Genomic DNA, 17,567 nt, shown 5'->3' on the forward strand with positions numbered 1-17,567 from the left:
ATGCACACGTTTTCTCCGTGTCAGCTCCCGCCGCCCCCGGGCGCCTCCAGGATCACCCTGCCGCGGGCTCGGCCGTCCTCCAGCATGCGGTGGGCCTCGGCCGCCTGTGACAAGGGCAGACGGGCGGTGATGCGGGGGCGCCAGGCGGTGGTGCGGAGGAGGTGGATGACGCCGGCGGCCGCGTCGGCGAGTTCGGGGACGGTGGCGTTGCTGATGGCGAAGCCGGTGACGGTGGCGTACTTGGTGTAGAGGCGGCCGAGGGGGAGGGCGGGGGCCTGGCGGAGGCCGGACATGATGACGAGGCGGCCGCGGTGGGCGAGGCGGTCGATGGCCGTGGCGGGGTCGCCCTGGCCGGAGGTGTCCACGTACAGGTCGATGGAGTCGCGGATGTCCGGGTGGTCGGGTGTCTGGTCGCCGGAGTCGCCGGGGCCGCCGGAGTCACCGGGGTCGCCGGAGTCATCGGGGTCGCGGACCAGGTGGGCGGCTGGGTGGGCGGCTGGGGGGTCGGTGCGGTAGTCGCGGACGTCGGCGGCGCCGAGGGCGCGGACGTGGGCGTGGTCGCGCGGGTGGGCCGTGGCGATGACGGTGGCGCCTGAGGAGGCGGCGAGGGCGACGGCGGCGGAGCCGACGTTCCCGGCCGCGCCGCCGATGAAGACGCGGTGGCCGGGGCGCAGGTGGCCGTGGCGGACGAGGGCGAGCCAGGCGGTGGCGGCGGGGTGCGCGGCGGCGACCAGGTCGAGCGGGTCGAGGTCGTCGGGGGCGGGGTAGAGGCGGTCGGCGGGGACCGTGACGTACTCGGCGAAGGAGCCCTGCCTGCCGCCGTGGCCGAGGCTGTTGCACCAGACGGGCAGGCCGGGCGGGAAGGCGGTGGTTTCGGACGCTTCGACGTGGCCGACGAGGTCGCGGCCGATGACGAAGGGGAGGGGCATGGGGACGGGGTAGGCGCCGGAGCGTACGAACGTGTCCACCGGGTCGGCCGCCACGGCGCGCACCCGTACCAGCACGTCCGTGGGGCCGCGGCCGGGGACGGGGAGTTCGCCCCAGGTGATGGCCTCCGGCGGGCCGGGGGCGGTGATGTAGGCGGCGTGCATGATTTTCTCCATCGGAACGGCGGTTTCGGTCTAGGATCTCTTGGCATGTTCGCGACGCTCCTGCATGAAATACCCCTGCAGGGCGGGGATGTGACCGACGGGGTGGTGCGCGTCGGTGACACCGTGCGCAGGCCCGTCAGTCCGGCCACGCCCGCTGTGCACGCCCTGCTCAGGCACCTGGAGGCGGCCGGGTTCGAGGGGGCGCCGAGGGTGCTGGGGGTCGACGGGCTCGGGCGTGAGGTGCTCAGTTTTCTGCCGGGCGCGAGCGGGCTGAGCGCGGCGAGCGCCGGTGAGGAGGCGCTCGCGGGGGTGGCGGGGCTGCTGCGCGAGTTCCATGACGCGACGGCCGGGTTCCCGTTGAGCGGGCACCGGTGGGAGGGCGGGTCGAACGACGACGCGCCACCGCAGATCATCGGGCATTGTGACTTACGACCGGACAACGTGATTTTTCGTGATCAGGTGCCGGTGGGGATGATCGACTTCGACCTGGCCCGGCCGACCACGCGGCTGTTCGACGTCGTGACCACGCTGCGGCACTGGGCGCCCATCGCCGACCCCGTCGACCGGCATCCGCTGCTGCGCGGCGTCGAGGTGGGGGAGCGGTTGCGGGTGTTCTGCGACGTGTACGGGGTTCCGCCCCGGGATCGGCGCCGGCTGCTGGAGCTGGCCAGACTGCGTTTCCACCGGTCGTACGAGGTCATGCGCACCCGCGCGGACGGCGGCGGGAACTGGGCGCGGATGTGGGCGGACGGCGCGGGGGAGCGGATCCGCCGGGCGTCGGCCTGGCTGGACTCCCACGAGGATGAGCTGTACGCGCATCTGATCTGATGTGCTTCATGCGTATTCAGGGTGATCGTGCCGCCGGGCTCGCGCTGGGAGTGGTGCTCGACGCGGTCGTCGGCGACCCGCGCCGGGGGCATCCCGTCGCGCTGTTCGGCAGCGCCGCCGCCAAGCTGGAGTCCAGGCTGTACGCGGACGCGAAGGCCAACGGCGTGCTCCACGTGGGCATCTGCGTGGGGAGCGCGGCGGCGCTCGGCGTGCTGGCCGAGCGGGTGCCGAACCGTCCGGCCCGCGTCGCGCTGACCGCGGCGGCGACGTGGGCCGTGCTCGGCGGCACCACGCTGGCCCGCGAGGGCGCCCACATGGCGGCGGCGCTGGAGGCCGGCGACCTGGCGGCGGCCCGGGCCCGGCTGCCGCACCTGTGCGGGCGCGACCCGTCCGGGCTGGAGGCGCCCGAGCTGGCCAGGGCCACGGTGGAGTCGCTGGCCGAGAACGCCTCGGACGCGGCGGTGGCGCCGCTGTTCTGGGGGGCGGTGGCGGGGATTCCGGGGCTGCTGGCCTACCGGGCGATCAACACGCTGGACGCGATGGTCGGGCACCGTTCGCCGCGCTACCGGCGCTTCGGATGGGCGGCGGCGCGGCTGGACGACGTGGCCAACTACGCGCCGGCCCGGCTGACCGGGCTGATCACCGTACTGGCCGGGCCCGCGCCGGCGCGGACGCTCGCCGTGCTGCTGCGCGACGGCGGGCGGCACCCCAGCCCCAACTCCGGGCGGTGCGAGGCGGCGTTCGCGGGGGCGCTGGACGTGACGCTGGGCGGGGCCAACGTGTACGGGGGGCGTACGGAGCACCGGCCCACGATGGGCGACGGGCGCAAGCCGGAGGTGGCCGACATCCGGCGGGCCGTGCGGCTGACGCGGGCCGTGTGCTGGGCTGCCGCCGGCGCCGCCGTGCTGGCCGCCGCCGGGCGCGTGGCCCGGCGGCGGGCCTGAGCGCGCCCGGCGGCGAGGCTCACATGATGCGATTGAGGTTGGCGACCAGCCAGAAGACGAACAGGGTCACGACGCCCACCCACAGCATGGACCTGGCGGCGTTGGACGCGACGAGCTTGCGCGCCGAGGCCGCCTTCATGGTGTCGCGCCACACCTGACGTGACGAGATCAGCGACTGGTAGCGGCGCCCGGCGACGAACACGGTGACGGCGATGATCAGGAACAGGATGACGCGGCCATCTGAAGAATTCACGAAAGCCTCCTCTGACACCCAGAAGGAGTACGGGCCGTGCACCTTGATACACCATAAGTTCAGATCAAATCTCCTGAAATTTCAGTCACTGCTGCCCGCCTGGTCGCGCTGTGTTGCACCAGCCTCAGACCCGCCTCGATCATGGCCCAGCCGAGCGCGCCCGCCCAGGCGGTGCGGGCGGGCCGGTGATGGCGGGCCCGCCGCCACCGCCGGGCGTCCGCGCGCAGCTCGGCGGCGCGGATGCGGTCGAGGCGCAAGTGGATGTCGGGATGCATGGGGGTGGCCTCCTTGCGCCGGTCAGGGGCGCGTGGGGAATCCGTAGAGGTGCAGGACGACGTTCTCGCGGCCTTCGACGTCGCCCGCCTCGGCGGCTGACGTGGCGTGCGCCTCCCAGCGCCGCAGCACCTCGGCGAGCTCGTCGTTGAGCCGGGTCAGCTCGTCGGCGGTGAGCCGGGGCAGATACTGGGAGCTGAAGGCGGCGGCGCGCCACTCCGGGTCCCAGGCGGACTGCTCGTCGAGGTAGCGCTCGTAGAGCTCGTTGTGCTCGCGGAAGGCCAGCCGGGTGAAGGACGCGTAGGCGGCTGCCCGTTCGGGGGCGTCGCGGAAGTCGCGGTCCTGGATCTGCAGGCCGCGGTCGATCTGCCACCAGCGCTCGCGGCCGTCGGCGCTCTGCGGCTCGGCCTCCAGGATGAGGCCGTGGGCGGCGAGCTTGCGCAGGTGGTAGCTCACGAGGGAGACCGCCTCGTCGACCTGGTCGGCCAGGTGGGAGGCGGTGGCCGTGCCCGCGTGGGACAGCGCCCGGTAGAGCTTCAGGCGCAGCGGGTGGGCCAGTGCCTTGAGCGTGCCGAGATCGGTGATGCGGCGGTTCTCATCCCGTGCCATGCCCCGAGCGTAGATGCGAAGCAAAAATTGCGCAACTTTTCTTTCGTATCTCAGCACCCTGAGGCCCGGCCCCCGGGGTGTGCGGGGGCCGGGGGCGGGTCAGGAGTGGCGGGCGGCGTCGAGGACCTTCGCGGCGTCGCGCTCGAAGGAGGCGCGGGCGCCGAGCGTGAGCAGGCCGCCGATCACCATCGGGACGATCAGGATGTACATGCCGCCGACCAGCGAGCCGAGCTGGTCCGAGGCGATGCCGACGATGAGCGAGCCGAACGCTCCGCAGCCGGTGATGAGGAGCTGGAGCGCGGCGAAGCCGAGCCCCCGGGCGCTGGCCGGCACCACGTCCGCCAGGCAGGCGGTCATGTTGGGGATGGCGACCGACATGGACGTGCAGGCGATGAGGGTGAGGATCGCCATCGGCCACAGCGAGTCCATCGACAGCGCGACGGCCAGGACGAGCGCGCCGATCGTGATGCCGCCGCCTCCGGCCAGCAGACGTCCGCCCTTGCGGGTGCCGTGCCAGGTGCGGCCCAGCCAGGAGCCGATCAGCGTGCCGGTCAGCGTGCCCGCGATGGTGATCAGGCCGGACACCGAGCCCGCGGTGCCGGCCGCGACGCCGAAGGTGCGGACCATGAGCGTCGGCAGCCAGAAGAACACCCCGGCCAGGCCCAGCGTGAGCAGCCCGAGCCCCACGCAGACGAACACCAGCGACGGGATGGTGAGCACCTGCCGCATCTGCCTGCCGAACGGCACCTTCTCCGTGGTCGGGACGGTGTCGGGCGTCGGGGCGGGCACCGGCTCGGCGCCGACGGTGCCGGTGGTGCCGGTGGTGCCGGTGGCGGCGGCCGAGCGGGCGACGATCCGGTCCAGCTCGCCCCGGCGGGGCTCCTTGAGCATCCAGACGAGAACGGCGGTGAGCAGGCCCGGGATCACCATGATCATGAACGCGTTCCGCCACCCGTACGCCTCACCGAGCACCCCGCCGAGCAGGGTGCCGACGCCGCCCAGGTAGGTCGTCACGCGGGTCAGGCCGTACGCCTTGGCCCGGGTGACAGGCGGGTAGTAGTCGGCGAGCAGGCTGCCGGAGGCGGGGTTGTCGATGTTCTCGGCGGCGGCGAGCAGCACCCGCATCAGGTAGAACATGACGAATCCGGTCGCCAGGCCGGTGCCGAGCGTGGCGACGGCCCAGATGAAGACCACGACGGCGATGATCCGCGTGCGGTTGTACCGGTCGGCGAAGTAGCCGGCCGGGATGGCCACGATCGCCCCCGCCAGCGCCGCCGCCGTGGGGATGGAGCCGGCCGCGGTGTCGCTGAAGCCCCATTCCCGCTGCACCAGGGGGAGCACGCCCGACAGCAGGTTGGCTTCCATGCGGTCGACGAGTCCGACGATGAAGAGCACCACCAGCGGCGCCCAGCCGAACGGCGCCCGGGCGGCCGCGTCGATCCTGCCGGTCCGGGGCGAACCCAGCGTTCCGACCATGCCTCACCTTCCAGGAGGAAAATCTAGAATTCTGTTCTAGGCGAACGTTCTAGTTAGAGTGGCAGAAGTCACAGGATTCGTAAATGGGTGGTTCCTCACGATTTCCCACTAACCTGCTCCAGGTGAAGGGCGCACTCCTGGTCGCGGGCACCACCTCCGACGCCGGCAAGAGCGTGGTCACCGCGGGCATCTGCCGCTGGCTGGCCCGCCAGGGCGTGCGCGTCGCGCCGTACAAGGCGCAGAACATGTCGCTCAACTCGTACGTCACCGCCGACGGCGCGGAGATCGGCCGGGCGCAGGCGATGCAGGCGCAGGCCGCGGGCCTGGAGCCGGTCGCCGACATGAACCCGATCCTGCTCAAGCCCGGTAGCGACCGGCGCAGCCAGGTCGTGCTCATGGGCCGCCCCGTCGCCGACGTCGACGCGATGGAGTACGGCGAGCTGCGCGACCTGCTGCGCGCCACCGCGCTGGAGTCGCTGGCGCGGCTGCGCGACAGCTACGACGTGGTCGTCTGCGAGGGCGCGGGCAGCCCCGCCGAGATCAACCTGCGCCCCGGCGACATCGCCAACATGGGCCTGGCCAGGGCCGCGAACCTGCCGGTGATCGTGGTCGGCGACATCGACAGGGGTGGGGTGTTCGCCGCCTTCTACGGCACCGTCGGCCTGCTGGAGGCCGCCGACCAGGCGCTCGTCGCCGGGTTCGTGGTCAACAAGTTCCGCGGCGCGCGTGAGCTGCTCGAACCGGGCCTCGACCAGCTCAGGGAGCTGACCGGGCGGCGCGTGTACGGGGTGCTGCCCTGGCTCGACGGGCTGTGGATGGACGTGGAGGACTCGCTGGCCCTGGACGGCCGCACGGTCGCGGCGCGCCCCCCGTACGGCAGGCGGACGCTGCGCGTGGCGGTCGTGCGGCTGCCCCGCATCTCCAACTTCACCGACGTGGACGCCCTGGCCGCCGAGCCGGGCGTGGTGGTGCGCTTCGTCACCGACCCCGCCGGGCTGGAGGACGCCGACCTCGTGGTGCTGCCCGGCAGCCGCGCCACCGTGTCCGACCTGGCCTGGCTGCGCCGCACCGGCCTGGCCGACGCGCTCGTGTCACGTACCGGGCCGATCCTCGGCATCTGCGGCGGCTTCCAGATGCTCGGGCGCGAGATCGTCGACGAGGTGGAGTCGGGCGCGGGCCGCGTCGACGGCCTCGGGCTGCTGCCCGTGCGCGTCGAGTTCGCCGCCGGCAAGATCCTGGGCAGGCCGTACGGCGAGGCGTACGGGCAGCCGGTGCGCGGCTACGAGATCCACCACGGCCGGGCCACGGTCGAGGGCGGCGAGCCGTTCCTGGACGGCTGCCGGGTGGGCGCCGTTCAGGGCACCACCTGGCACGGCGCGCTGGAGAACGACGGGTTCAGGCGCGCCTTCCTGGCCGACGTGGCGGCCCGCGCCGGGCGTGACTTCGTCCCCGACCCCGCCACCGACTTCGCCCGGCTGCGCGAGGAGCGCCTGGACGCGCTCGGCGACCTCGTCGAGCAGCACCTCGACACCGGCGCGCTGCTCGACCTCATCACGGACGGCCCGCCCGGGGCGCCGACGCTGCCGCCCGGCGCTCCGCGACCCAGGCGCCGATGACCTCCAGCGCGGTCTCCGCCCCGGCTCACTCCCGGCCGGCGACGTCCGTGGCCGCGGCCGCCAGGGCCAGCACCGGGAACACGGCCTGCGGCGGCACCCGGTAGACGCCGCGTTCGGGCTGCTCGACCAGGCCGGCCGAGGCGAGCGTCTTGAGATGGTGGTAGAGCTGCCCCTGCGAGGCCAGCGCCAGCTCGCTCTGGAGGTCGGCGATCGGGCGCGGACCGCTGAGCAGCAGTTGCAGGATGCGCAGCCTGGCGGGGTGGCCGGCGGCGGCGAGCACGGCGGCCATCGGCGCGGCCGGGCGCTCGACGAGCCAGCCGGGGGAGCGGGCCGACTCCCACCGCCACCGGTAGCCGCCCAGCCTGGCCTCGCCGCCGTAGACGACGCGGCCGGTGTCGTCGTCGGCGGGGGCCGCGACGGCCTGCCCGCCTTCCAGGGCGGCGACGCGGGCCTCCAGGGCGCGCATCCGTTCCTCGATGTCCACGCCAGCACTGTACTCAGGAAATCCGGATAAACGGTGTTGCCGGGTGCCGGAAGCGAACCGCCTCCCTCGCTGCCGGATCCGGCCGGTGACGCGGACGGGCATCGGGCGGGATCATTCCGGCATGACAGCGGTGGTGCGGGCCGAAGGGCTGACGAAGTACTACGGCAGGCGCCGGGGCCTGGAGGATCTCACGCTGGAGATCCGGCCGGGAGAGGTCTTCGGCTACCTGGGACCGAACGGCGCGGGCAAGACCACCACGATCCGGCTGCTCCTCGACGTGATCAGGCCCACCCGCGGCCACGTCACCGTCCTCGGCGCCGGCTCGCGGGAGGCCGCCGTGCGCGCCAGGATCGGCTACCTGCCGGGCGAGCTGGCGCTGGAGGGCAGGGAACGGGCCCGGGACTACCTCGCCTTCCTCGCCCGGGTGCGCGGCGGCGTGCCGCCCGCCCGGATCCGGGCGCTGGCCGAACGGCTGGACGCCGACCTGTCCGTGCCGATGCGCAAGCTCTCCAAGGGCAACAAGCAGAAGGTCGGGCTCATCCAGGCGTTCATGCACGAGCCGGAGCTGCTCGTCCTCGACGAGCCGACCGGCGGGCTCGACCCGCTGGTGCAGCAGGAGTTCCTGGCCATGGTGCGCGAGGTGCGCGCCTCCGGCCGGACCGTGCTCATGTCCTCGCACGTGCTGGCCGAGGTGGAGCACGTCTCCGACCGGGTCGGCATCGTACGGGCCGGGCGGCTGGTCGCGGTCGAGAACGTGGCGGCGCTGCGGGAGAAGGCGGTGCGCCGGGTGGAGCTGCACTTCGACGCGCCGGTCCCGGCCGAGGCGTTCGCCGGGCTGCCCGGGGTGCGGGAGCTGCGCGTGGAGGGGGCGGCGCTGAGCTGCACGATCGACGGGCGGCCGGACGCGCTGGTCAAGGCGGCGGCCCGGTTCACCGTGGTGCACCTGGTCAGCGAGGAGCCGGATCTGGAGGAGATCTTCCTCACCTACTACAGCGAGGAGGGGCGAGACGATGATCGCCAAGAGCCTGCGTGACTTCAGGCGGTCGCTGATCTGGTGGGCGATCGGGATCAGCGCCTTCATGACCATGTATTTAGGGATTTATCCCAGTATTCGGGAGAATCCCGATCTTTATGGGGCGCAGGCGTTGGCCAAGTTCCCCGGCGCGCTGCGTGACCTCATGGGCGGGCTGCAGGACATGACCAGCGGCGCCGGCTACCTGCAGTCGGTCGTCTACCAGCTGTTCGTGCCCATGCTGTTCGCGGTGTGCGCGATGCTCGTCGCCAACCGCGCCCTGGCCCAGCCCGAGGAGGCCGGCACGCTGGAGCTCGTCGTCACGCTGCCGGTGGCCCGGCGGCGGCTGCTCCTGGAGCGCTTCGCCGCCTTCGCGCTCGGCCTGCTGGCCGTGGCCGTCGTCACGCTGCTGGTCACCTGGGCGCTGGCCGAGGGCGTCGCGCTCGGCGTCGGCGCCGACCGGCTGATCGCCGCCCACATCGGCGTCTACCTGGTCGGGCTCTTCTTCGGCAGCCTCACGCTCGCCGCCGGCGCCGCCTCCGGCCGCCGGGCCCCCTCGCTGGCCCTGGCCGGCGTGTGGGCCGTGCTCGGCTACGTGGTCGTCACCGTCGGCCAGAACGTCGAGGCGGTCGCCTGGCTCAAGTGGATCTCGCCGTTCCACTACTACGCCGCCGGACGCCCCCTCTACCAGGGGCTTCCCGTGGGGGACTACCTTGTGCTGGCGGGCGCGAGCGCCGTGCTCGTGCTCACCGCCGTGCTCGCCTTCGACAGACGCGACGTAGGAGTCTGACCGTGACCCCCGAGGTGCCCGCTGAGCTGCTCGGCGGGCACCTTCACGCGCTCCGGCTGGCCGCCCGCAGCGGCCGGCTGCCCGACCGGGCCGCGCTCGACGCCAACCGCGCCGCCGGAGCCCGCGCCGCCGAGCTGGGCGTCCCGCTCCCGGCGCTGGTCGACGCCGCGCTCGCCGCCGCCGACGGGCTCCCCGGCGTGCTGCCCGCCCTGCGCAGGGCCATCGCCGCGCTCCTCGCCGGGTACGAGCAGGCCCAGCTCGACGCCCTGCGCGGCGCCTCGGCCGAGCGCCGGCAGTTCGTCGACGACCTGCTGCTGGGCCGCGCCGAACGCCTCGCCGAACGCGCCGAGCACTTCGGCCTGCGCCTGGCCGAGTCGTACGTCGTGGCCGCCGCCCGCGGCCTCGCCGACCCGGCGGACGCCGCCCAGCCCGAACGCATCGAACGCGACCTCATCGCCCGCTTCGGCTCCCACAACATCCTGCTCGCCGTCCGCGACGGCCTGCTCGTGTGCGTCGCCCCCGCCACGCTGCCCGCCGCCGTCGGCGAGTTCACCCATCACGTACGCGCCCGCTTCCCGGCAGGCTGGCGCGTCGGCGTAGGACGTCCGCAGCGCGGCCCCGGCGGCATCGTCGCCTCCTACCGCGAGGCCGCCGGAGCCCTGGACCTGGCCGACAGGCTCGGGCTCAAGCACGACGTCGTCAGGGCCGCCGACCTGCTCGTCTTCCCCGTGCTGCTGCGCGACAGGAGCGCCATGGAGGACCTGGTGACCAGCGTGCTGAGCCCGCTGCTGGAGGCGCGCGGCGGTCACGCGCCGCTCCTGGAGACCCTGGAGGCCGTCTTCGCCGCCCAGGGCAACCAGACGGCCGCCGCCCGCAGGCTCGGGCTCAGCGCCCGCGCCGTCACCTACCGGCTGCAGCGCATCCGCCGCCTGACCGGCTTCTCGCCCGACGACCCCACCCAGCGCTTCACGCTGGAGACCGCCGTTCTCGGCGCCCGCCTGCTGGACTGGCCGTGGGAGTGACGAGCCTGGTCTGCAGGCCGTCGAGGAAGCGAGCAGCCGCTCCGGCTGTCGCAGCAGGTTCGGCCCCAGCTCGATCAGGCCCAGGGGATGACCGACACCGGCTTCCACGTGCCCGCCGGAGACCTGCACCGGCTGCCGGCCAGCTACGCGCACGACCCCGTCACCGGCGAGCTCGTCGTCTGGGACGAGGCCGAAGGCGGCAAGTACAGCAGGCCGCCCGTGTTCGAGGGAGGCTGCTCACCCAGGCCGCGATGGACTCCGCCACGACGCCCCGGTTGCACCGCGACTTCTGGACCACCGCGTACCAGATGTGATCACTCCACCGCGAGCCGTACGCCGAACCCCACGATGACCACCCCCGTGACGCGGTCCAGCAGCCGGCGCACGGCCGGGGCGCGCAGCAGCCCGCCCATCACGGCCGCGAACGCGATCAGCACCCCGCTCCACACCAGCCCCTCCGCCACGTGCACCCCCGCCAGCAGCAGGCCCGACGCCGCGTCCGTCTGGTCCGACGGCAGGAACTGCGGCAGCATCGCCACGTAGAAGGCGCCCACCTTGGGATTGAGCAGGTTCGTGACCAGCCCGCGCCGGAACCCGGTGCGGAACCTCACCTCCCGCTCGGCCGGCGCCTCCACGTGCGCGTCCTTCCTGACGAACAGCAGGCGCAGCCCCATCCACACCAGGTACGCCGCCCCCGCCCAGCGCAGCACGTCGTAGGCGAACTGCGAGGCCGCCAGCAGCGTGGACAGCCCGGCGACCGACACCAGCCCCCACACCAGCACCCCGAGCTGGACTCCCAGCGCCACCCCCCACGCCGGACGCCGCCCGGCCAGCAGCGACGTCCGCAGGATGAGCGCCGTGTCCAGCCCCGGCGTGACGGTCAACAGCGCGACAACTAAGGCGAATCCCGCTATGTCCATGCGGGTCACAGTAAGGGATTTCGTGCGGGGAGATTTCCCCTGAAGAGATGGAGGCGAGGGCCGGTCGCGTCAGGGGATCAGGAGCAGCTTCCCCGTGGTCCGGCGGGCCGCCAGATCCTCCTGCGCCCGCCCCGCCTCCGCCAGCGGATAACGCCCCGACACCGTCACCTTCAGCTCGCCCGAGGCGATCCAGCCGAACAGGTCACGCGCCCGCCACAGCAGTTCCTCCCGCTCCGCCACGTAATCCACCATCGTCGGCCGCGTCAGGAACACCGAACCCGCCCGGTTGAGCCGCTGCGGATCCACCGGCGGCACCGGCCCGCTCGCCGCCCCGTACAGCACCATCAGCCCGCGCCTCCGCAGCACCTCCAGCCCCGCGTCGAACGTCGCGGCGCCCACCCCGTCGTAGACCACGTCGACCTCGCCGCGCCACGCCTGCGCGAAGTCGTCGTACTGCCGGACCTCGTCCGCCCCCGCCTCGCGGGCCAGCTTCGCCTTCGCCTCCGTCGACGCCGTCGCCAGCACCCGCGCCCCCCGCAGCTTCGCCAGCTGCGTCAGCAGCAGCCCCACCCCGCCGGCCGCCGCGTGCACCAGCACCGTGTCGCCCGGCTTCACCTCGTGCGTCGAGTGCGTCAGGTAGTGGGCCGTCATGCCCTGGAGCATCACGGCCGCCGCCAGCTCGGCCGGCACCCCGTCCGGCACCGGCACCACCCGGTCCGCCGCGACCACGGCCTTCTCCGCGTAGGACCCCATCACCCCGGCCCACGCCACGGTGTCGCCCACGGCCACCCCGTCCACCCCGGACCCGACGGCCGACACCACCCCCGCGCCCTCCGACCCGATCCCGCTGGGCAGCTGAAGCGGGTACAGGCCGGAGCGGTGGTAGATGTCGATGAAGTTCACGCCGCTCGCAGCGACATCCACCACCACCTCCCCGGCACCGGGCTCCGGATCCGGACGCTCGACGTACTCGAGAACCTCTGGGCCGCCCTGGGCGGCGATCACGATGGCACGCATGCCCCTAGTCAACCCCGCCCACGCCCTTCCCCCCGCACCGCCCCACCCCTCCAGCGAATCCGCCCCCAGAACCTGCCCAACCCCAACCCCTGCGCCCAGTCGACGCATACGGAGCTGGAATCGCCGAGCGCGTCGTCCTGATCGAGTTCGACAGCTTCGAACAGGCGGTCGCCGCACGCGCGAGCGCGGTCTACCAGAAGGCGCTGGCCGAACTCCCCGACGGCTTCGAGCGCGACTTCCGCATCATCGAAGGCCTCGACTGACCGAGGTCCGGCCGGCTCATCACTGAAGATCCACCATCTCGGCTTTCGCTGGTGCGGCCAGCGTGATGCAGTACGCCTCCCGCAAGCTCGGAGCGGCCGGATCGGAGAGTGGGAGCTCGGTCGCGGAGGACGGGACCTCGCGTGCGCCGGTCATGGGACGGCCGGTACGGCGGGTGCCGGTTGCGCACACGCCGTACCCGCACACCCGGTGCCCCCGGCGCACCGGTGCCCCGGGGGTCGTCAGGCAGGAGGTTCCATGCGGGCGAGGGCGCCGGATTCGAGGGCCGTCCAGATGGCGCCGTCGGGCCCCAGGGTGAGGCCGTGCGGCTCGGCGGGGGTGTCGGGGGTGGCGGGGAGGGGGTGCTCGTCCACCGCCCCGGTGGTGGTGATGCGGCCCAGGCGGCCGGTCGCCCAGAGGGTGAACCAGAGCGCCCCGTCGGGACCGGTGACGATGGCGTGCGGGCGGGAGGCGCGGTCGGGGAGCGGGAACTCGTCGATCTTGCCTGTGACGTCGATGCGCCCGATCTGGCCGGCGCCGATCTCGGCGAACCAGAGCGCCCCGTCGGGGCCGGGGGTGATGTGGACCGGGGCGGCGCCCTCCGTGGGCAGGGGGTGGACGGTCACCTCGCCCCCGGTGGTGATCCGGCCGACGGCGTTGCCCTGGTTGAGGGTGAACCAGAGCGCGCCGTCGGCACCGGCGGCGATGCCCGAGGGCATGCCTCCCGGCACCGGGACCGGGAACTCGGTGATCTCGCCGGTGGGCGCGATCCGGCCGATCGTGTCGGAGCGCATCGAGGTGAACCACATGGCCCCGTCGGGCCCGGCCACGATGCCGTAGGGCGAGTCGGCCTCGTACGAGGTGACCTCGCCGGTCGCGGAGATCCGCCCGACGCGGCCGCCCTGGAATTCGGTGAACCACATCGCCTCCCCGCCCGGCCCGGGCGTGATGACGGTGGGCCCGCCGTCGGCCGGGGTGAGCTGGTGGATCACCGGCTCACCGCCGGGGAGCAGCCTGCCGATGCGGCCCTCGTGGACGAGCGTGAACCACAGCGCGCCGTCGGCCCCGGTCGCGATGCCGTAGGGGGCACCTGCGGTGATCTTGGTTACGTGCATGCGAGTTCCCCCGATATCTCCAGCGTGGCGCCCCGCCAGCGGCGGCACAGCGTGCGGTCGTGGGACACGACGACGAGCGCGCCCCGGTAGTGGTCGAGTGCCTGCTCCAGCTCTTCCACCAGCGTCAGCGACAGGTGGTTGGTGGGCTCGTCGAGCAGCAGCAGGTCGTGCTCGCCGGCCAGCAGCGTGGCCAGCGCGAGCCGGCGCCGCTGCCCGACGGACAGCGCCCCCACCCGCAGGTCGAGCGTCTCGGGCCGGAACAGCCCGGTGGCCAGCAGCGCCGCCCGGCGCTCGTGGCGGGGGCCGTGCCCGTAGGCGTCCAGCACTGGCAGCGCCGGATCGTAGGCGACCTCCTGCGGGAGCAGGCCGACGGACCCGCGCGCCTGCTCGGCGACGGTGTGGAGCAGCGTGGACTTGCCCGCGCCGTTGGCCCCGCGGATCAGCACCCGGTCACCGGCCGCGACGCTGAACCGCTCGACGACCAGCCGGTCGCCCACCCGTACGTCGCGCACCTCGGCGAGCACGCGCCCGACCTCCTCCGGCGCCTGGCCGGAGCGGGGGGACTGGGCGAAGGAGCCGCGGAAGCGGAGCGGCCGGGGCGGCGGCGGCACCGGGTCGGCCTCCAGCCTGCGCAGGCGCTCCTGCGCGTTGCGGACGCGGCTGGCGATCGAGCTCTGCACGCGGCCGGCGTTGCGGTCGTAGGCCATCTTGTTGTTGTCGCGCATCGCCCGCCCGGCGGCGACGCGGTGGGCGGTGGTGGCGGCGTGCTCGCGCACCTGGCGGACCTCGTCACGCCAGGCCGCGTGGGCCTGCTCCTGCCGGGCGCGGGCGGCGGCCTTGGCCTCCAGGAAGCCCGAGTAGCCGCCGCCGAAGCGCGTCACGCCGCCCGACTCGACCTCCAGCACCGAGGTCGCCACCCGGTCGAGGAAGGCCCGGTCGTGCGAGACGGCGACGACGGTGCCGCGGTGGTCGCGCAGCCGCTCTTCGAGCCAGGTCAGCGCCGACTCGTCGAGGTGGTTGGTCGGCTCGTCGAGCAGCAGCGTCTCGGGGGAGGCGGCCAGCAGGCAGGCCAGGCCGAGCCGGGCCTGCTCCCCGCCCGACAGGCTGGACAGCACCCGGTCGCGCCCGACATGGGTCAGGCCGAGCCCGTGCAGCGACTTGTCCACCCGGGCGTCGGCCTCGTAGCCGCCCCGGGTCTCGAACGCGGTCGCGAGCTCCCCGTACTCCTCCATCCGGTCGGGGGTGAGGTCGGACTCCAGCTCGCGCATCCGGCGCTCGATGGCCCGCAGGCCGGCCAGGGCGGCGTCGATCGCCTGCCGCACCGTGTGGCCGGGCGGCAGGTCGAGCGTCTGGCCGAGATAGCCCGCGTCGGCGGGCGGGACGGCCTCGCCCTCGTCGGGCCGCTCGACCCCCGCCAGGAGGCGGAGCAGCGTGGACTTGCCGGATCCGTTCTCGCCGACGATGCCCAGGCGCTCGCCCGGCCGCACGGCCATCGACACGCCGGCCAGCACCCGGTGCAGGCCGTACGTCTTGGAAACGTCTCGGAGGATGGTCAGGATGGAGCTCCAATCGCAACTGAGGTAGCTTTAGCTTGCCACAGCCTGCCCGACAAACGCAACTGGAGTAGTCTTTGGAGACGAGCAAACGTCCGGGAGGGCGGAGCGCCAGGGTGCGCGACGCCGTGCGCCAGGCCACCCTCGCCGAGCTCGCCGAGCACGGCTTCCGCGGCCTCACCGTGGAGAACGTCGCCGAGCGCTCCGGCGTGCACAAGACGACCGTCTACCGGCGCTGGGGCAGCGTCGAAGGGCTGGTCTCCGACGCGCTGGAGCTGGCCCGCACCGAGCCGTGGCCCATCCCCGACACCGGCAGCGTCGAGGGCGACCTGCGCGGCGTCGCCAGGCTGGTGCAGAGCGGGTTCGACGACCCGGAGCTGGGGCCGGTGTCGTCGGCGTTCGTGGCGGCGGCCATGCAGAGTCCCGAGGCGGCCCGCGCCCTGCACGACTTCTTCGAGTCGCGCCACGAGCAGTCGTCCCAGGTGGTGCGGCGGGCGGTCGAGCGCGGCGAGCTGCCGGACACGGTGGACGTGCGCGAGGTGATCAGAGTGGCGGTCGCGCCGATCTACTACCGGCTGTTCGTCGCCCACGAGCCGGTGACGCGGGACGACGCCGACCGCGCCGCCGACGCCGCCCTGGCGGCGGCCCGCGCGGGGGTGCTCTGAGCGCGGGTCACGGCTGCTGCCGGGCGCCCCGCAGCTCGAAGTCGTCCCAGGTGGTCTTCAGCAGGGACTCGCCGTCCTTGGGGACGCGGGCGAACAGCCCGACCGGGCCGTTGGCGATGCCGTTGGGGTCGTCGGCCTGCACGACGCGGTCGCCGTTCACCCACATGGACAGCCGCACCGTCTTGCCCGTCTGCTCGCAGGCGGCCTCGATGCGGACCTTGCCCTCCGGCTTGCCGGCCTCGCCCTGGGCGAGGGTGCCGCCGGAGCCGTCCCAGATGCGCCGGATCCGGGCGGTGCCGGCGGTGTCGAGGCCGAACTCGTAGTAGGTGCCGTCCTCGGCCGCGTGGCAGTAGACGCCGTAGACGCCGCTCCCGGTGATGTGCTCGACCTCGGCGCTGACGGCCACGAGGACGGTCTCGGGCAGCATCGGGGTGGGCGTGGCGGACGGCTCGGGGGCGGCGGTGGGCGTCTCGGTCAGGAAGGGGACGGCGGCCTCGGCCCAGTTCTCCTCGTCGCCCTGCTCGACGTCGAGCCCATAAGTGCCGTCGGTGCGGTAGCCGAAGCTGGCCTCGTCCTCGGCGTCGTAGGTGCCGGACCAGCCGCCGGAGGTCTGCGTGAAGTCCTCGCGGTGCAGGACGCCCAGCTCGGGCGGCCCGCCGGAGGAGAGGGCGACCCAGCCGGCGATCCCGAGCCCGGCGGCGACGGCCACGGCCGCCGCGATCCCGGCGTAGAGGCGGCCCCGCCGCGGCGGGCCCGGCGGGGGGCCGCCGGCGGCGGTCAGCGGCGTGGTGGCGCGCTGCCAGGCGACCTGGACGGTCTGGGCCACCTGCTCGGGCCCGGCGGCCCGGCCGACGAGGTGGTCGAGGAGCTGCTGGGCGGTAGGCCGCTGGGCGGGGTCCTTGTGCAGGGCGGCCCGCACGAGCTCGCGCAGGCCGGGCTCGACGTCGTCGAGGTTCGGCTCGGTGTTGAGCACCTGGTAGACGATGGCCGGCAGCGTCTCGCCGCCGAACGGTGAGCGGCCGCTCGCCGCGTACGCGATCAGGCAGCCCCAGGAGAACACGTCGCACGCCGGCGAGACGGGGTCGCCGCGCAGGACCTCGGGCGCCATGTAGCGGGGGGTGCCGATCAGCTCGCCGGTGCCGGTGACGCCGCCGAGGGTGTCGAGCGCCCGCGCGATGCCGAAGTCGATCACGCGCGGGCCGACGGGGGAGAGCAGCACGTTGGACGGCTTGAGGTCGCGGTGCACCACCCCGGCCGCGTGGATGGCGGTGAGCGCGGTGGCGACGCTGACGGCCAGCGCGTCGAGGCTGGAGCCGCGCAGCGGGCCGGACTGCTGGACGGCCTGCTCCAGGTTGGGGCCGGGCACGTACTCGGTGACGACGTAGAGCTGGCCGCCGTCGAGCGCCGCCTCCAGCACCGCCGCGGTGCAGAAGCGGCGCACCCGCTGCGCCGCGTCCGCCTCCCTGCGGAAGCGCATGCGGAACTGCTCGTGCTGGCTGAATTCCGGGTTGATCACCTTGATGGCGACCTGTTGCCCGGAGGGGTCCTCGGCGAGATGGACCGTGCCCATCCCACCCCTGCCCAGCACGTTCAGCAGTCTGTAGCGCCCGATGTGGGAGGAATCACCGCTCACGGCGG

19 protein-coding genes are annotated in these 17,567 nt (G+C 73.7%); 8 read left to right on the forward strand and 11 right to left on the reverse strand.

Annotated elements, in window-relative coordinates:
- Nucleotides 1-20: 20 nt before the first annotated feature.
- Nucleotides 21-1,091 carry an NADPH:quinone reductase gene (locus AB0G11_RS30535; protein ID WP_357590072.1) on the reverse strand — a complete coding sequence of 357 codons (1,071 nt, stop codon included), beginning with the start codon at nucleotides 1,089-1,091 and terminating at the stop codon, nucleotides 21-23.
- Between the two features lie 45 nt (nucleotides 1,092-1,136).
- On the opposite strand from AB0G11_RS30535, the gene AB0G11_RS30540 reads away from it, so the two are divergent.
- Both AB0G11_RS30540 and AB0G11_RS30545 read left to right on the forward strand, forming a co-directional pair.
- A complete protein-coding gene (locus AB0G11_RS30540; protein ID WP_219503760.1) occupies nucleotides 1,137-1,919 on the forward strand; it encodes an aminoglycoside phosphotransferase family protein in 783 nt (260 codons plus the stop codon).
- Between the two features lie 8 nt (nucleotides 1,920-1,927).
- Entirely contained in the window at nucleotides 1,928-2,863 is a 936-nt protein-coding gene (locus AB0G11_RS30545; RefSeq protein ID WP_357590074.1) for a cobalamin biosynthesis protein, read from the forward strand.
- Between the two features lie 19 nt (nucleotides 2,864-2,882).
- On the opposite strand, the gene AB0G11_RS30550 is transcribed toward AB0G11_RS30545, so the two are convergent.
- The 4 genes from AB0G11_RS30550 to AB0G11_RS30565 all read right to left on the reverse strand — a co-directional run bounded on the left by AB0G11_RS30550 (nucleotide 2,883) and on the right by AB0G11_RS30565 (nucleotide 5,474).
- Nucleotides 2,883-3,116: a hypothetical protein gene (locus tag AB0G11_RS30550; protein WP_219503765.1), complete on the reverse strand. Its 234-nt coding sequence runs from the start codon at nucleotides 3,114-3,116 to the stop codon at nucleotides 2,883-2,885.
- Nucleotides 3,117-3,175: 59 nt separating this feature from the next.
- Nucleotides 3,176-3,391: a hypothetical protein gene (locus AB0G11_RS30555; RefSeq protein WP_357590076.1), complete on the reverse strand. Its 216-nt coding sequence runs from the start codon at nucleotides 3,389-3,391 to the stop codon at nucleotides 3,176-3,178.
- Nucleotides 3,392-3,413: 22 nt separating this feature from the next.
- Complete coding sequence (locus AB0G11_RS30560; protein WP_357590078.1) at nucleotides 3,414-3,998, reverse strand: helix-turn-helix domain-containing protein; 585 nt, start codon at nucleotides 3,996-3,998, stop codon at nucleotides 3,414-3,416.
- A gap of 99 nt (nucleotides 3,999-4,097) precedes the next feature.
- Nucleotides 4,098-5,474: an MFS transporter gene (locus tag AB0G11_RS30565; protein ID WP_357590080.1), complete on the reverse strand. Its 1,377-nt coding sequence runs from the start codon at nucleotides 5,472-5,474 to the stop codon at nucleotides 4,098-4,100.
- 122 nt (nucleotides 5,475-5,596) lie between these two features.
- Between AB0G11_RS30565 and AB0G11_RS30570 the strand changes: the two genes are divergently transcribed.
- A complete protein-coding gene (locus AB0G11_RS30570) occupies nucleotides 5,597-7,090 on the forward strand; it encodes a cobyric acid synthase (protein WP_357590082.1) in 1,494 nt (497 codons plus the stop codon).
- Between the two features lie 25 nt (nucleotides 7,091-7,115).
- Here the strand turns inward: AB0G11_RS30570 and AB0G11_RS30575 are convergent, their stop codons facing one another.
- Nucleotides 7,116-7,574 carry a winged helix-turn-helix domain-containing protein gene (locus AB0G11_RS30575; protein ID WP_357590084.1) on the reverse strand — a complete coding sequence of 153 codons (459 nt, stop codon included), beginning with the start codon at nucleotides 7,572-7,574 and terminating at the stop codon, nucleotides 7,116-7,118.
- 121 nt (nucleotides 7,575-7,695) lie between these two features.
- On the opposite strand from AB0G11_RS30575, the gene AB0G11_RS30580 reads away from it, so the two are divergent.
- From AB0G11_RS30580 to AB0G11_RS30590, 3 genes are read left to right on the forward strand one after another with little or no spacing between them, the layout of a single operon-like run.
- Nucleotides 7,696-8,607, forward strand: coding sequence for an ABC transporter ATP-binding protein (locus AB0G11_RS30580; protein ID WP_219503784.1), 912 nt, complete (start codon nucleotides 7,696-7,698; stop codon nucleotides 8,605-8,607).
- Nucleotides 8,585-9,376: an ABC transporter permease subunit gene (locus AB0G11_RS30585; RefSeq protein WP_219503787.1), complete on the forward strand. Its 792-nt coding sequence runs from the start codon at nucleotides 8,585-8,587 to the stop codon at nucleotides 9,374-9,376. The genes AB0G11_RS30580 and AB0G11_RS30585 overlap by 23 nt, the downstream gene beginning before the upstream one ends.
- Nucleotides 9,377-9,378: 2 nt before the next feature.
- Nucleotides 9,379-10,398, forward strand: coding sequence for a helix-turn-helix domain-containing protein (locus AB0G11_RS30590; protein ID WP_357590086.1), 1,020 nt, complete (start codon nucleotides 9,379-9,381; stop codon nucleotides 10,396-10,398).
- Between the two features lie 314 nt (nucleotides 10,399-10,712).
- Here AB0G11_RS30590 and AB0G11_RS30595 read toward each other — a convergent pair whose 3' ends face one another.
- Complete coding sequence (locus AB0G11_RS30595) at nucleotides 10,713-11,318, reverse strand: LysE family translocator (protein WP_357590088.1); 606 nt, start codon at nucleotides 11,316-11,318, stop codon at nucleotides 10,713-10,715.
- Nucleotides 11,319-11,387: 69 nt separating this feature from the next.
- On the reverse strand, nucleotides 11,388-12,335 hold the full coding sequence (locus tag AB0G11_RS30600) for a quinone oxidoreductase (RefSeq protein ID WP_219503795.1): 948 nt from the start codon (nucleotides 12,333-12,335) through the stop codon (nucleotides 11,388-11,390).
- 119 nt (nucleotides 12,336-12,454) lie between these two features.
- Here AB0G11_RS30600 and AB0G11_RS30605 point away from each other — a divergent pair, with 119 nt between their 5' ends.
- Entirely contained in the window at nucleotides 12,455-12,598 is a 144-nt protein-coding gene (locus AB0G11_RS30605; RefSeq protein WP_357590208.1) for a DUF1330 domain-containing protein, read from the forward strand.
- Between the two features lie 240 nt (nucleotides 12,599-12,838).
- Here AB0G11_RS30605 and AB0G11_RS30610 read toward each other — a convergent pair whose 3' ends face one another.
- Entirely contained in the window at nucleotides 12,839-13,711 is an 873-nt protein-coding gene (locus AB0G11_RS30610) for a virginiamycin B lyase (RefSeq protein WP_357590089.1), read from the reverse strand.
- Nucleotides 13,702-15,222 carry an ABC-F family ATP-binding cassette domain-containing protein gene (locus AB0G11_RS30615; RefSeq protein ID WP_357590091.1) on the reverse strand — a complete coding sequence of 507 codons (1,521 nt, stop codon included), beginning with the start codon at nucleotides 15,220-15,222 and terminating at the stop codon, nucleotides 13,702-13,704. Before AB0G11_RS30615 ends, AB0G11_RS30610 begins: the two co-directional genes overlap by 10 nt.
- A 158-nt stretch (nucleotides 15,223-15,380) precedes the next feature.
- Here AB0G11_RS30615 and AB0G11_RS30620 point away from each other — a divergent pair, with 158 nt between their 5' ends.
- Nucleotides 15,381-15,929 carry a TetR/AcrR family transcriptional regulator gene (locus AB0G11_RS30620; RefSeq protein WP_219503804.1) on the forward strand — a complete coding sequence of 183 codons (549 nt, stop codon included), beginning with the start codon at nucleotides 15,381-15,383 and terminating at the stop codon, nucleotides 15,927-15,929.
- Between the two features lie 7 nt (nucleotides 15,930-15,936).
- On the opposite strand, the gene AB0G11_RS30625 is transcribed toward AB0G11_RS30620, so the two are convergent.
- Complete coding sequence (locus AB0G11_RS30625) at nucleotides 15,937-17,562, reverse strand: serine/threonine-protein kinase (protein WP_308125706.1); 1,626 nt, start codon at nucleotides 17,560-17,562, stop codon at nucleotides 15,937-15,939.
- Nucleotides 17,563-17,567: the final 5 nt, after the last annotated feature.

Source organism: Nonomuraea sp. NPDC023979, assembly GCF_040639085.1.
Taxonomy (GTDB): Bacteria; Actinomycetota; Actinomycetes; order Streptosporangiales; family Streptosporangiaceae; genus Nonomuraea; species Nonomuraea ceibae.